The following is a 14,458-nucleotide window of genomic DNA, read 5'->3' on the forward strand; positions in this document are numbered from 1 at the left end:
GCTTAATCAGTAACGACTTTATAGCAAGGATAGTACACCGAACCCGGTAACTTCATACGGCCTTGTTCGACGAACGCTTGCAATAATACGTCCAGTCGCTTCATTAACTGGGTTTCACCGTGAATGGTGAATACGCCTTTTTCACGAATGCGGCGAATACCGTCGTCTTTCACATTACCGGCAACAATAGATGAGAAGGCGCGACGCAAGTCAGCGGCTAACTCTTCTTTTGGCTGGTCAGGGTGCAAGTTCAACGCGGCCACATTGTCGTGTGTTGGTACAAATGGACGCTGGAAATTGTCGTCAATAAACAGTGTCCAGTTGAAGTAATAGGCATCGCCCGAGTCGCGGCGATACTGCTTCACCGAAGCCATACCGGCACTCATATGCTGAGCGACACTGGCCGGGTCTGCAATAATAATTCGGTACAGTTGACGAGCTTCTTCACCCAATGTCTCGATAATGAATTCATCTAAGGCTTCGAAATAGTCACGTGAACTTTCAGGCCCGGTTAAAATGACCGGTAAGCTTTGCTGCTGGTTTTTCGGGTGCATTAAAATGCCCAGTAAATAAAGCAGCTCTTCGGCAGTGCCTGCGCCACCGGGGAATATAACAATGCCGTGTGCACAACGAATAAAGGCTTCCAGACGCTTTTCAATGTCCGGTAAAATGACGAGTTCGTTGACAATAGGGTTAGGTGGCTCAGCGGCAATGATGCCTGGCTCTGTTAACCCTAAATACCGACCGCCACTGATGCGCTGCTTAGCGTGACCAATAGTCGCGCCTTTCATAGGACCTTTCATAGCGCCGGGGCCGCAACCTGTACAGATATTCAAACCACGAAGGCCCAGCTGATAACCTACTTCCTTAGTATACTTGTACTCTTCTTCACTAATTGAGTGACCACCCCAGCATACCACCATGTCAGGCTCTTGCATGGCCTGAACGGTACGAGCGTTGCGCAGAATATCGAAAACGACATGGGTTAGGGTGGCGCTATCTGCGTCTTTAAGCTCTTCTTCTGAATAACGCTCGCCGGTAAATAGAATGTCCCTAAGCACAGACTCCAGTAACTCGCGAATACCAACAATAAGCTCACCGTCGACAAACGCCTCTTCCGGCGGCTCAATAAGTTCGATTTTTATGCCGCGCTCTTTGCGAATGATATTAACGGAGAAATCTTGGTACTTGTCGTAAATTTCTGCGCTGCTGTCGGTTTTACTACCGGCATTCAGTACGGCAAGGCAGCAGTTTCTGAAAAGCTTATAGAGTTGGCTGTTTGAAGATTTTTTTAGTCGTTCTATTTCTAGTTGTGACAACAGAGACATTGTGCCTCTGGGAGAAATACTTGCTCTCATTATTATTTAATACTCCTTTACAAAGGGTGACCCTTGTCACCTTATATGGCACCTCATCATTAGTATCCGTCCGGTGCCAGAATAACGTTGTTTCGTCCGTTTTCTTTTGCTTGATACAGTGCTTTGTCAGCACGTTCAAAAACAGACACTGTGGTGTCGTTGTTATTTTTAAAAGACGCCACGCCTGCCGATACAGTAATGCGAATATCGTCAGTTTTAAACTTAAATGGGATATTAGCGACTTTTTCTCGGGCTAATTCCATCTTCTCTTTCACTTGATTCTCATCAAGACAAAAGATAATAGCAAATTCTTCACCGCCATAGCGACACACAAAACCATCATTTTTTAGTGTTTTGTTTAAGGTGCCGGCAATGACCTGTAGAGTTTTATCACCCGCAATATGTCCGAAGTTGTCATTGACGTCTTTAAAAAAGTCGACATCAGCAATGGCGATGGTGAGGGCGGTTTGCCCTTTTTGCCAACGTGCAAACTCCATATTCAGTCGTTCTTCAAACGCAGAGCGGTTAGGCAACTTTGTTAACGCATCCTGTAAACTGCGGAATTTTTGTTGTGCCAGCTCCCGCTTGTAACGCTCAACTTCCGCTTCTGTCTGGCGTAATTTATCTTCAAGCTCACTAGTATTTTTAGTGAAATTTTCACGCTCATGGTTTTGCAGCAAAATATGCTGCTCCAACGTAGCACCTAGTTGCTTTAACTTGCTGCCAACCGTTTCCTTCAGCTCGAAAACTTCTGAAGCACCATGAACACAGTCAGAAATATCAGATACGCCCAACTTTAGCTTTTCATTAAGGACGTCGCGCTGTTCTGCAAAATAGCCCGACGCGCCTACCGTATTGCCCAGTATGTTATTGACTGATTCGAGTGACGCATTGAGTTGCTGTAAAAAGCTCTGAGCCGACTTACGTTCTTCATTCACGCTGTTGAAAATAAGTCGCATAACTTTGAGGCTGATGGTCATCAGGGTGTCGAGGCTTTGAGGTTTTTGCAGCGCAGTTTTAACTTGTTGTAATGCTTCTGCGGAGTTACCGCTAAATTCAACTTCGCTTAACAGATCAAATAATTGAGCTTGATAGGTCTCAGTAGCAACGGCATCTGCTTTGGGTTCGTTTTTAGTGACAGCGCATTGGTGTGATAAATTCAATAAGCGATTAACCAGCGGCAAATAGTGGGTAAGCGCCATGGTCGGTTTTTCAAACGCTTTTTCAATGCTGGCCAGTTCTTTTTCAGCTTGCTTTGTTGAGGGTTCGAGTTTCGCCAAAGCGTTTGAGATAGTGTCAGTGGTTTGCTTAGTTTGCTGCTGAAATTTAATGGTGTAATTAGCAATGGCGTCACTGAGTTTTTCAATCAGCGGGTCAAGTATTGCCGCCGATGCATTTTGCTGAATTTGGCTACGAAGTTGGTGAATAATGGAGTCTAAATCGTTGTCAACACCATTAAGTGCCAGACACAACTGATTAACAAACTCAGAGTAACGTTCTGAGTCCCGACGATAATCGTCCTCAATCTGCTTTCTGGACTGAATGCTTTGCTGCAACTTCTTGCTTAGATGCTGCACCTGCTCTTGCGGTGTTTCAGGTATTGACACTACTCACCTTCTTACTTTCTTACTGACAACTCATACTAATACGAGTCTTAGGGTGACAAAGTTTATCGGTTTCTGCATTAAATACTATTCACAGATTGTGGTAGTCTTTGCATTTATTTCCTAACAAAAAAGTCGAAAATAGCGGGGACGTACTGTGCGTAAAAGCGTATTAGCATTATCGATTCTATTAACATCTTCAGCGGCCTGGGCAGATACTGAGTATAAAATTGATCTGACTCAACCGGAGCACCAGCGAGGGGACGTTAGTATCACCTTTCCTGAAACTAATGAGCAGTTTCTGGACATTAAAATGCCTGCCTGGCGCACGGGGTATTACCGTATTTTAAATTTGGCCAATGGGGTTAGGGACTTTACCGCGAAAACTAACGGACAGAACCTGCGCTGGGAAAAAGTGGATAAAAGTACCTGGCGTATCCACTTACCGAAAAACGCGGGTGAAGTGACGGTTAATTATGAAATCTATGCTGATCAGCTGGGCCGCAGAAGCCGTCATATTGACGACAGCCACGCCTACTTAGATGCATCAGCGGTATTTATGTACGCTGATAAATGGCGTAACGACCCGGTCAAAGTTTCCTTAGACGTACCTTCTGAGTGGCGCAGCTATTCCGGTATGGATCGCGAGGGAGATCACAGATTTGTCGCCGATAACTGGGATGTATTGGTCGACTCGCCAATAGAAACGGGTATTAATAAGCACTTTGCCTTTGAGCAGGGCGGGCGTGACTACGAAGTGGTGTTTTGGGGCGAAGGCAACTACGACGCTGAACAGACAGTTGCAGACCTGGAAAAATTAGTAGCTACCGGTGACTCTATTTGGAGTAGTTACCCTTTTGAGCGCTACGTTTTTATGATTCACGCAACCTCCGGGGCTGGTGGTGCAACGGAACACAAAAACTCCACGGTTATTCAACGCCCACGTTATAGCTTTGCCAGTCGAGATGATTATTTGTCGTTTATGTCGACAGCCTCTCACGAATTTGTACATACCTGGAACGTGAAGGCTTATCGACCAGACGGTCTGGTGCCTTACGACTACCAAAAAGAGAACTATACAGATTTATTCTGGATAGCCGAAGGCTCAACAAGCTACTTCCAAAACCACTTACTGCTACATGCGGGAGTTATGGAACCTGACGAATACTTCGAGCGCTTGGCTAGTGGTATTGACCGTTATAAAGCTAAGCCTGGCCGCGAGGTTATGTCAGTGGCAGAGGCTTCTTTTGAAGCCTGGATTGATCAGTATGGCGACCGTGCTCACAACGACTCAGTAAGTATTTATTCGGAAGGTGCGTTAGTCTCCTGGATGCTCGATAATGCGTTACTTGAGGCAACGGACGGTGAAGTTAGTTATCGCGATGTACACAACGAACTTTACAAGCGCTTTGATGCCGACGAAAAGGGCTTTAAGGCCAGCGATGTGCTCGCAATTCTTAATGACTTAACTGGTGACTCGTGGCAGCAATGGTGGCAGAACAATGTTGAAGCACCAGCAGCCGATATTCCATTTGAGAAAATGCTGAACGATGCGGGCTTAGAGCTGGTCTACGAAGAAAATGATGAGCCAGAAAACTGGACAGGTTGGCGTGCATCGAAAGTAGACGGTGGCATGGAGTTGACTCAAGTCAGCCGCGGTAGCCCGGCATGGGAAGCCGGTTTTAGACCGGATGATGTCATTGTTGCGTACGACGGTCATACGGTTATGCAGGGTCGTTTTGAGGAAGCGCTTCAGGAGTATGAAGCGGGTGATGAAGTTAAGGTCACGTTCTTCCGTCGTAATCAATTGCATGAAAAAACGCTGAAGCTCGAGCAGGCACCGGCAACCGATGCCTCGATTGAGCCAGTAGACGCGCCTACTGCACAACAGAAAGCGCGTTTCTTACAATGGCTGCAAATTCCGCATCCAAACGCGTAATTTGCTGAAATTTTACTGACGGGCCATGCGTTGCATTTGCGGCGCTGGCTCGAAGTTGGAGCGAAATGGGTTGATGTCCAGCCCGCCTCGTCGTGTGTAGCGTGCGTAAACACTCAGCTTCTTAACACCAAGAGCGAGTATGTCCTGAAAAATTCGCTCGACACATTGTTCATGAAACTCATTGTGGCCGCGAAAAGACACCAAATAAGCTAACAAGGCAGCTCTGTCGATTTTAGACCCTTGATAATGAATGAAGACTGAACCCCAATCAGGCTGGTTGGTGATTAAGCAGTTTGATTTTAGTAGGTGGCTATGCAGCTTTTCTTCGACCTCTTTAGCATTGTCTTCAAGCTTCAACAGCTCCGGGCGATAATCATAATGTTCAATATCGATATCCTGCGAGTCTATACATTCGCCCTGAAAGTCAGCAATAGCTTCATGAGCCACACGACTTAATGGGGTCAGCTGGACAGACACGGAGTCGCCCGCACAGGCCGATAAATCTTTTTTCATAATGCTTTGAACGTCGTCCCAAGTGTCGAAACGGCTGTCATTAAAGCTGTTAAGGTATAACTTGAAAGACTTTGATTCGACCAGGTTAGGGCTGGCAGCAGGCACTTCAAAATAGCCGATAGCTACTTGCGGTAAGCCTTTGCCATTTAGCCATGAAAGTTCATAACCGGTCCATTGGTCAACCCCGCTAAAGGGTAGTTCACCTGAAATGCCTATTGGCTCCCGGTTCAATGAGCGCGGAACAGCCTGCAACTGATTTGAGTCGTATTGGCTTGGGTATTCGGTTTGCTGGCCAAGGCTTAAATGGCCGAGTGCATCCTTTTTTGGCATTTGTGTCACTCCGTACGTACAATGACGCCATTGTAAAATGTCTGAGTGAGCAGTACCAGATGCAGAATTTAGAAAGTGTGTTAGATAACCTCATTGCAAGTTATGTCGAGAAATTGCCGGTTCGTTATACCGAGTATGTTTCGGAGTGGGATAGTCCTATTTATGGCACTGTAATAGATGATGACACGGTAGAGTGGAGTCCCGTTAAGCAGGCGTCGCCGTTGTCTTTTGAGGACTTAGAAAAGGCTCTTGAAACAACTTTCCATGACAGTATAAAAACCGTCTTTGGACGTTGGTTTGCCGGTGATTTAGCGCTGGAATACGACGGGCATCCGGTGACTTTATTACAAGTGCAAAGCCCTGAGGACGGTGAGCGACTATTGGCAAATCTGACCGGTCATATCCTTATGAAGCGTCGTTTAAAACAACCTGAAACGGTGTTTATTGGTTTAGGTGTTGAGAATGATGACTTGTTGGTGTCTATCGATAATTCGACCGGGCAAGTTGGTTTAGAGTGGGTTGGCAAAGAGCAACATGAGTGCCTTGCTGACTCTCTGGAAGACTGGCTGATAAAGTGCCAACCAAAGGACCCTTCTTCTGCAATTGAGTGACTCGACAGTCTGTTAAAAAAAGGTTAGCTTGATGTTTATCAAGAATAACAAAGAGGTTGTCCGGGATGCAGGGGCTAACAGAGGCTACAGAGCAGGAAATACAACACGCAAGTGAACAAAGCAGTGGCGAGGTGCAGGGGGAGTTGACCTATCTGGTTGCTGAAGACCTGAAGGTTGCAGCCTCGTTACTTTTTCAGACTTACTATGACGACGAGCTGTTGCAAAAGATTTTTCGCGCCGACAAATCGGACTATGATAAACGGTTAAGAGCCGCTATTCGGGAAGATCTCACCTCATTTTGGGAAAGCGGGCAGTCAATTATCGGCATTAGAGATGGTGGTACCTTACTGGGCGTAGCCTGCCTGACCCGACCGGGAAAAAGCTTTGGCCCCGGGCGCTTTTGGCATTGGCGCATAAGCATGTTGTTGACGGCGGGCTTTTTAAGTACTAAACAAGTCATGGAAAAAGAGCGCCGTATTCAGGAAGCGATGCCCGATGTTCCGTACCATATGCTGGCGTTTATTGCGGTGGCGCCACAGTATCAACAGCAGGGCATTGGTCATTTATTGGTGGAGGCTGCTAAGTCAGCTTTTCAGGAAGACCCGGAGTCTCAGGGAATTGCAGTCTTTGTGACTCGTGCAGACTATCAGGCCTTTTTCAAAAAGCGTGGGTATCGTCTGCAAGCGCAAATCGAATTTGAAGCACTGTCCGGTGAGTTGCTGTTTTATCCAAAGGAGGAGGCTGAATAATGAGCTACTCCAGTTTTAAAGAGTTTTACCCTTACTACTTACAGGAGCATTCCGACACGCGTTGCCGAGCCTTACATTATATGGCCAGCACTCTGGTACTCATTGTACTTGCCTATGCGCTCTTTACTCAAAGCTACTGGTGGTTGTTGGCTGTGCCGGTTATTGGTTATGGCTTTGCCTGGCTGGGCCACTTTATTTTTGAGAAAAACAAACCGGCGACCTTCAAATACCCACTGTACAGCCTGATGGGCGACTGGGTTATGTACAAAGACGCTTGGGTTAACTTACTGACCGGGCACTCTAAAGGGCGGTAACTCCACACCAATTAACCGCTGATTGTGTAGTGTTAAATCGCCCTCGTAGCGGGTTTCACCGTCACTGGAAAAGCCCAGTTTAAAGGTACTGCGCCAACCTGGTTGACTGCCTTTAAACGACCAGTGCGTTTTATCTCGCCGAATGTCTAAGAACTGCAAACCTTGTTGCTTACAATAATAAACGGCGTGTTTTTGAGCGCTTTCCGATTGTTGTCGGTGTTGCCAAAACACCCAAACCGCAAGCAGTAAAACCAGAAAGACTATGACATCGAGTAAATTCATGCGGTTACTTCACCTGCGACTTTAAACGGTTCAGTGCCTGTTGTACCGGCTCTGAAAGTTGCTGTTGCGCAATGAGAGACAGTAACTGTGGACGCACAGTTGGCAGTGCGATGATGTCCTGGAAAAGCGCATCGAATAAGGTGACGTCCAGTTTAGCAATAGCGTTGAGGTAGCTATTTAGGATTGTAGGCTCTGCCAAAACACGCCATAAACGAGCCGCAATAACGACCAGTTGGTCCGCATTGGCGGTCTCAATCAGTGACGCAACTTGTTTTTGCACTCTTGGCTCATCTGACGCGCTTGCCAATGCTCTCAACGCGTCTGTTGTGAGCTCTGAATCTTCTGTGTTTATCAGCTCCAGTAACGCGTTGCGTAAGTGCGCCGGTATAGACTGATGCTCGAGCGCTGCGGCCAGAGGCGAACGCACACCGTTGGGGTAGCTCGCAAAGTGTTCAGCAATGGCCGTGCTAATATCGTTACGCTGCATTAAACGTGCAGCCACATCATGAAGCCCTTGTAAGCCGATATTTTGCCAATTCTGACTGCCATTTGGTTTTAGCAAATAAGCTTCAGCCGCTTCAAAGTGGATAGACGGTGATAAGTTATGTTGGCATTGAACATGAGCGTGCAAAGCTGCTCGCTGTGTTTCTGACGGTGTTAGCAAATAGGGGTTCTGCTGCAACTGCTCTTGCTGTTCCTCAGTGAGCTCGCCGGTAATCTCGTGCCCCAGCGCGTTAATCACATACTCGAGGTATTGATTTCGTGCTGCCAGGTTAAGTAGACCACGCTCATCTAATGGAAACTGAAGAAACCATAAATAGGGTGGTTGTTTAGCGCTTTTGTGTTGGAACAGAACGGCAATTTGAGCCTGACGGGCAATTGGATAAGGATATGGCTGTTGCTGATGCTCAACAGCGTCGAAATGCTCCTGTGTAAGCTCGGTTAAGCAACGGCCAATGTCAAAAACCTGATACTCGGTTTGGCCTGCTTTTAGAAAATCACCCAGGGTTGTAATGCTCTGCTCTGACACAAAAACTCCATTTCACTTGAATTTTGGAACGTATTAAACCACTATTGCGCCATTATAACGATTAATAACCTCATGTGGTAACGGAGTCTGATATGGAGCAGTATCAGAAAGCGGCTCGATTATTAGATAGGATTGAACGCGAGCTCAATAGTTTAGGTCTTTGGCAGTCTCACCAACCGCCGGTTCAGGCACTCGAAAGTCAGCAACCTTTTGCGGTTGATACCCTGGAATTTCATCAGTGGCTGCAATTTATCATGATACCTAAAATGTGGTCACTCATTGACGGGCAGCGGCCGCTCCCAGAAGGCACTTCTATAAGCCCCATGGCGGCTCACACCTACCGTAATGAACTCGAACAATATGAGCAACTCATAGGGCTTATTCGCGAGTTCGATGTTCTGCTAAGTGGCACTGACCCTTTGCAGGATGACCTTTAATGCGACCACCTCTGGATATTGTTTATCAGGACGATGATTTAGCCGTTATTAACAAGCCCAGTGGCTTATTGGTTCACCGTAGCCGCATTGCTAGTGAGGCCCGGGAATTTGCCATGCAAATGCTGCGCGACCAAATTGGCCAGCATGTTTACCCTGTACACCGCCTCGACAGGCCTACCTCCGGACTTTTAATCTTTGCTCTCAGCAGCGAAATTGCGACCAAAATGTCGGAAAGCTTTGCCACTAGCCAGGTAGAAAAACAATATCATGCGGTTGTCCGTGGCTATTTACCTGAGGAAGGAACTGTCGATTATCCGCTAAAAGAAGAGCTTGATAAAATTGCTGACGCAAAGGCGGATAAAGACAAAGAGGCACAGGAGGCTGTGACGCATTTTCGCTGCCTGGAAAAAGTGGAATTACCCTTTAAAGTCAGCAAAAAGCACGATACAACGCGTTATTCGTTAGTTGAGTTAACGCCTGAAACAGGGCGCAAGCATCAGCTCCGTAGGCACATGGCGCACCTTCGTCATCCTATTATTGGTGACACGAACCATGGTGACGGTCGCCATAACCGGTTCTTTCGGGAACATTTTGACAGCCATAGGTTGCTGTTAGCGGCAACGGGAGTGGAATTTAAACACCCGGTAAGTGGCGAAACCATTTCATTAACAGTGCCACTTCCGGATGAGTTTCTTAAGGCCTTTCAGGCAGATTAAGCCTATTGTTGTTTATTCAGCGCCTCGAAGTAGGGCGTTGATACCCACTTTGGCGCGCGTTTTCGCATCAACACGCTTAACGATAATAGCGGCATAAAGACTATGAGTCCCATCTGCTGCAGGCAGTGAGCCCGGTACAACAACGGCACCGGCTGGAACACGGCCGTACAGAATACGGTCATTCTCCCTGTCATAAATGCGGGTGCTTTGGCCAATGTAAACTCCCATTGAAATAACCGCACCTTCTTCCACGATAACGCCTTCAACGATCTCAGAGCGCGCACCAATAAAGCAGTTGTCTTCAATAATGGTTGGGTTTGCCTGTAATGGCTCTAATACACCACCAATGCCGACGCCACCCGACAAATGCACGTTTTTACCGATTTGCGCACAAGAGCCGACGGTAGCCCAGGTATCAACCATGCTGCCTTCACCAACGTAGGCACCGATGTTGACATAAGATGGCATGACAACAACGTTGCGACCGATATAAGCGCCTTTGCGCACCATAGCGGGCGGCACGACACGCATACCCTCAGCACGGAAGCGGGCACTGTCGTAGTCAGCAAACTTCGCAGGCACCTTGTCCCAGAAGCGAGTTTCGCCGCCTTCAATTAAATCGTTGTCGTTCAAGCGAAAAGACAACAGAACCGCCTTTTTAAGCCATTGGTGTACGACCCATTCGCCTGACACTTTTTCGGCAACGCGCAGTTCACCGCGATCGATTTCGTCAATGACGTAGCGTACAGCTTCACGCAGCTCATCGTCGTCAGTGTTGGCGTTGATTTGGTCGCGGTTGTCGAAAGCATCAGTAATTAATTGTTTAATGTGTTCCATGGTTCTAATTTAAAACTCCAAGTCTTCGATAATCTGTTGTTTAAGCGCTTGTTTTTGTTGCTCATCCAGCGACGTGTTGTCTTCCGAGGTTACAATGAACAAATCTTCTGCCTGCTCACCAATGGTGGTGATTTTTGCGGCCAACAAGGTGACGTTTTGCTGTTGTAAAATAGCCGCCAGTTTAGCAATAAGTCCCGGCCTGTCTAGTGTTATCAGCTCAAAAGTCGTTCGTCCCTGATGCTTGCTTGGTATAAAAGACACTTCGGTTTTTACCGAGAAATTTTTCATACGGCGGGACAACGGGCGATTGGTTTTAGGGACAGGAACGCGTTTATGCAGTACGTCCAGTAACTGCTGCTTCACTTCTTCAATGCGTTGCGGCTCTGTTAACGGTTTGCCGTCTCGCTGCAAAACAATGAAGGTATCCATGACAAAGCCGTCGCGTGTTGCCAGTATTTGTGCATCCAGAATGCTGAGTTGCTGACTGTCCAGAACGCCGGCAACAGATGCAAATAAATGGCTTTCCTCATGATGATAGATAAACAACTCGGTGGTGCCATAGTTGTTTTCATCGCCAATCAGAATAAGCGGCAGCTGGTCGGTCGGCAAATTCAGAATGTGCTGCGAATGCCAGCTAATTTGCTCAGCGGTATGGCGAAAGAAGTAATCTGCTGTAAAGCGTCCCCAAAGCGCGTTAATGTCGCTTTTATCAAAGCCGGCGCTTAATAAAAGCGCCATAGCATTAGCTTTGTTTTCTTTTATTTTCTCCCGCACATCCAGTGTGGGTTGGCTGCTGTCTTGTTGCAGCAAATAAGCGGTCGCATTGTAGAGTTCTTCTAGCAGCGTCGCTTTCCAGTTGTTCCAAAGCGATTGATTGGTGGCTCGAATATCAGCAACCGTCAGGCAATAGAGAAAGTCTAACCGTTCTACCGTTTGTACCTGATTAGCGAATTCCTGAATCACTTCCGGGTCGTGAATGTCTCGCTTTTGTGCGGTGACTGACATGGTCAAGTGGTGTCGAACCAACCAGGCGACCAGCTCTGCATCGTCTTCGGAATATCCGTGCTGATGACAGAAGTTGCGAGCATCCATTTCACCCAGCTCTGAATGGTCGCCACCGCGGCCTTTGGCAATATCGTGAAAGATACCGGCTAAATATAGGCAGTACTTACGTTCCATTTGCTGCACAATTTTTTCGCACAGCGGAAATTGTTCGGCGTATTTCTCGTCGCTATAGCGATACAAGTTTCTGACTAAGCGGAAGGTGTGCTCGTCTACTGTGTATGCATGGAAAAGATCGAACTGCATTTGCCCGACAATTTGCTGCCACTGTGGCAAGTAGCTGGCCAATACACTGTGATGATGCATTAACGAAAATGCCAAACCGCATCCACGCTTATGCTGAATAAGCTGGTTAAACTTATTTCGACAGTCTGGGTTGTGACTGAGTGGCTCGGTCAATTGCGCACGGGCGTTACGAATCAGCCTGATAGTATTCGAGTGAATGCCGGTTATTTGCGGGTACTCGGCAATACAAACAAAGGCTCGAATTAAGTTAACCGGGTTGTCAAAAACCTCGTCATGACGTGCCGTTAAAAGTGTATTCGAGATAGCAAAGTCGCGGTCAATGAGCTCAGCATCCTGAAGGTCTTGCGTGCCCAAAATTGCCTGATGAAAGAACTGCAATAACATTTGGTTGAGTTCACTGACTCGAAGAACCACTTTGAAGTAATCCTTCATCATTGTTTCGACGGACGACTTACCTTCGTTTCCATAACCTAACCGGACCGCCACTCCAGGTTGGAAGTCGAATAGTAGGCGATCTTCACGTTTTCCAGCTTCGATATGCAGTGCAAAGCGTATCCGCCAAAGCCAGTTCATACAGTCTCTTAACTCAACAAACTCGTCAGCGGTCATGTAACCATATTCAACCAGGTTTTCATCGGAATGAGTCTGAAAGTGACGCTTCGCAATCCAGCCTATGGTCTGAATATCACGTAGCCCACCCGGGCTCGACTTAATATTGGGTTCGAGGTTATAAGACGTACTGTGGTATTGCTGATGCCGCTGCCGCTGCTCATCCAGCTTTGCCTGATAAAAATCGCGGCTGCTCCAGGGAAAGTCATTAATTAGGTGTTGATGAAACTCGTTGAATAGTTCCTCTGAGCCAGTGAGAAATCGGCTTTCAATGAGGTTGGTTGCAACGGTAATATCATCATCGGCCTGCTGAAAACACTCATCTATGGAGCGAACAGAATGACCAATATCCAGGTGCAAATCCCATAAAAAGGTAATGAGTCGACTGAGCTTGTCTTCAACCACGCGAAGGCTATCGCTCTTTTCATCAACCAGTATCAGTAGATCGATATCAGAGCCAGGGTGCAGAGTTTCCCGACCATAGCCGCCTACCGCAATTAACGTGGCGGATTCCTCATTCAGTTCAAATTGCGACCACAATTGTTCGAGTAACTGATCAAAAAAGTTGGCTCGGTGATGAACCAGTTCGTCAATATCAGCGGTAACAAAACGGGTGGCTGACCAGTTTTGGTAACTGGTCAGTAACTCTTTATAGTCTTTTGTTTCAGGTGGGCTGTTCCGGCTGGGCCAATGGCCGTGAAAGTCTTTATCATTGTCAGCATTGGCCATAAGCGTACACCTTTAGTCGTTGTGTTCAATGACGCGTTGTAAGTCAGTCTCATCGTTACGTAACGTAAGCACTTCAACGCCGTTGTCAGTCACCAGTAACGTATGTTCCCACTGCGCACTTAAGCTGCGGTCTTTCGTTAGCACTGTCCAGCCGTCTTTCATGAGTTTCGTTTGGCGTTTTCCGGCGTTGACCATAGGCTCTATAGTAAAGCACATGCCGGGTTTTAACTCCTCACCAGTACCCGCTTTGCCGTAATGCAGAACTTGAGGATCTTCGTGGAAAACTGCACCAATGCCGTGCCCGCAATATTCACGAACGATTGAATAGCCGTGTCCTTCCGCATGTTTCTGAATGACTTCAGCAAAGTCTCCAAGACGAATACCCGGCTTAACCATTTCAATGGCTTTATACAGAGACTCCTGGGTTACTCGGATAAGGCGCTCAGCTAAAATGGAAGGTTTACCAACGACGAACATTTTTGATGTATCACCGTGATAGCCATCGAGTTTCACTGTGACATCGATATTCATGATATCGCCGTCTTTAAGCTTCTTCGGTCCCGGAATACCATGGCAGACACAATGGTTAACTGATGTACAAATAGACTTGGGGAAACCATGATAATTAAGCGGTGCAGGGTAGGCACCGTGGTCGGTAATGTATTTGTGGCAAATATCATCAAGCTCTTCAGTGGTTACGCCAGGCTTTACATGCTCACCTATCATTTCCAGTACACTGGCGGCGAGCTTGCCCGCTGCGCGCATCTTTTCAATTTCTTCCGGAGTCTTAATAGATATGCTCATTTTGTTATTCGTCCATACCGCTCATAAAAAACGACAGTTTAACAGCCGCAGCAAAACTTCGCTATGTTCACTCACTAAGGGCTTATAAAAACACGATTTAAGTGGTTTTTAGTTGTTGTTGCAGCGGCTTTATGGTATAAAACGCACGCTTTTTCGGTTGGCCGGATATTCTCTTAATAAATGGTCGCCGCAAATAGCAACTCAATAAACAATTGTATAATCCACACATACACCGGCACATAAGGCGGGGTGCTTAGCTAGACTAAGTCGGCTTATGGGGTGTATGGA

The 14,458-nt window shown here is 47.0% G+C and carries 14 protein-coding genes; 6 read left to right on the forward strand and 8 right to left on the reverse strand.

The annotated features are described in order from the left end of the window. Window positions 1-2: 2 nt before the first annotated feature. The gene (gene ppnN, locus B3850_RS09560) at window positions 3-1,358 is read right to left on the reverse strand and encodes a nucleotide 5'-monophosphate nucleosidase PpnN (protein WP_053952707.1); all 1,356 of its coding nucleotides are present in this window, start codon (window positions 1,356-1,358) and stop codon (window positions 3-5) included. Between the two features lie 59 nt (window positions 1,359-1,417). Then, window positions 1,418-2,965 carry a GGDEF domain-containing protein gene (locus tag B3850_RS09565; RefSeq protein ID WP_053952706.1) on the reverse strand — a complete coding sequence of 516 codons (1,548 nt, stop codon included), beginning with the start codon at window positions 2,963-2,965 and terminating at the stop codon, window positions 1,418-1,420. Window positions 2,966-3,119: 154 nt separating this feature from the next. Between B3850_RS09565 and B3850_RS09570 the strand changes: the two genes are divergently transcribed. After that, a complete protein-coding gene (locus tag B3850_RS09570; protein WP_286911685.1) occupies window positions 3,120-4,901 on the forward strand; it encodes a M61 family metallopeptidase in 1,782 nt (593 codons plus the stop codon). A gap of 12 nt (window positions 4,902-4,913) precedes the next feature. Here B3850_RS09570 and queF read toward each other — a convergent pair whose 3' ends face one another. Further along, window positions 4,914-5,744: an NADPH-dependent 7-cyano-7-deazaguanine reductase QueF gene (queF, locus tag B3850_RS09575; protein WP_286911686.1), complete on the reverse strand. Its 831-nt coding sequence runs from the start codon at window positions 5,742-5,744 to the stop codon at window positions 4,914-4,916. 59 nt (window positions 5,745-5,803) lie between these two features. On the opposite strand from queF, the gene syd reads away from it, so the two are divergent. The 3 genes from syd to B3850_RS09590 all read left to right on the forward strand — a co-directional run bounded on the left by syd (window position 5,804) and on the right by B3850_RS09590 (window position 7,418). Then, complete coding sequence (syd, locus tag B3850_RS09580; RefSeq protein WP_286873001.1) at window positions 5,804-6,355, forward strand: SecY-interacting protein; 552 nt, start codon at window positions 5,804-5,806, stop codon at window positions 6,353-6,355. Between the two features lie 65 nt (window positions 6,356-6,420). Continuing rightward, complete coding sequence (locus B3850_RS09585) at window positions 6,421-7,104, forward strand: GNAT family N-acetyltransferase (RefSeq protein WP_286911687.1); 684 nt, start codon at window positions 6,421-6,423, stop codon at window positions 7,102-7,104. Continuing rightward, on the forward strand, window positions 7,104-7,418 hold the full coding sequence (locus B3850_RS09590) for an Mpo1-like protein (protein WP_286911688.1): 315 nt from the start codon (window positions 7,104-7,106) through the stop codon (window positions 7,416-7,418). Before B3850_RS09585 ends, B3850_RS09590 begins: the two co-directional genes overlap by 1 nt. Here B3850_RS09590 and B3850_RS09595 read toward each other — a convergent pair. Both B3850_RS09595 and B3850_RS09600 read right to left on the reverse strand, forming a co-directional pair. Continuing rightward, entirely contained in the window at window positions 7,389-7,700 is a 312-nt protein-coding gene (locus B3850_RS09595) for a DUF3301 domain-containing protein (protein WP_286873011.1), read from the reverse strand. The genes B3850_RS09590 and B3850_RS09595 overlap by 30 nt on opposite strands. Before the next feature lie 4 nt (window positions 7,701-7,704). Next, the gene (locus B3850_RS09600) at window positions 7,705-8,730 is read right to left on the reverse strand and encodes a DUF3549 family protein (protein ID WP_286873014.1); all 1,026 of its coding nucleotides are present in this window, start codon (window positions 8,728-8,730) and stop codon (window positions 7,705-7,707) included. A gap of 92 nt (window positions 8,731-8,822) precedes the next feature. Between B3850_RS09600 and B3850_RS09605 the strand changes: the two genes are divergently transcribed. Together B3850_RS09605 and truC are read left to right on the forward strand one after the other, a co-directional pair. Next, the gene (locus tag B3850_RS09605) at window positions 8,823-9,167 is read left to right on the forward strand and encodes a YqcC family protein (protein WP_053952698.1); all 345 of its coding nucleotides are present in this window, start codon (window positions 8,823-8,825) and stop codon (window positions 9,165-9,167) included. Further along, the gene (truC, locus tag B3850_RS09610) at window positions 9,167-9,883 is read left to right on the forward strand and encodes a tRNA pseudouridine(65) synthase TruC (protein WP_286911689.1); all 717 of its coding nucleotides are present in this window, start codon (window positions 9,167-9,169) and stop codon (window positions 9,881-9,883) included. The genes B3850_RS09605 and truC overlap by 1 nt, the downstream gene beginning before the upstream one ends. A 12-nt stretch (window positions 9,884-9,895) precedes the next feature. Here truC and dapD read toward each other — a convergent pair whose 3' ends face one another. Genes dapD through map form a run of 3 tightly spaced genes read right to left on the reverse strand, consistent with a single transcriptional unit; the run spans window position 9,896 to window position 14,170 of the window. Further along, window positions 9,896-10,720 carry a 2,3,4,5-tetrahydropyridine-2,6-dicarboxylate N-succinyltransferase gene (gene dapD / locus B3850_RS09615; RefSeq protein ID WP_058579330.1) on the reverse strand — a complete coding sequence of 275 codons (825 nt, stop codon included), beginning with the start codon at window positions 10,718-10,720 and terminating at the stop codon, window positions 9,896-9,898. 9 nt (window positions 10,721-10,729) lie between these two features. After that, the gene (gene glnD, locus B3850_RS09620; RefSeq protein ID WP_053952695.1) at window positions 10,730-13,366 is read right to left on the reverse strand and encodes a [protein-PII] uridylyltransferase; all 2,637 of its coding nucleotides are present in this window, start codon (window positions 13,364-13,366) and stop codon (window positions 10,730-10,732) included. Window positions 13,367-13,378: 12 nt separating this feature from the next. After that, entirely contained in the window at window positions 13,379-14,170 is a 792-nt protein-coding gene (map, locus tag B3850_RS09625) for a type I methionyl aminopeptidase (RefSeq protein ID WP_053952694.1), read from the reverse strand. Between the last annotated feature and the right edge of the window lie 288 nt (window positions 14,171-14,458).

This window comes from Idiomarina sp. UBA4520, from assembly GCF_002388365.1.
Classification (GTDB): domain Bacteria; phylum Pseudomonadota; class Gammaproteobacteria; order Enterobacterales; family Alteromonadaceae; genus Idiomarina; species Idiomarina zobellii.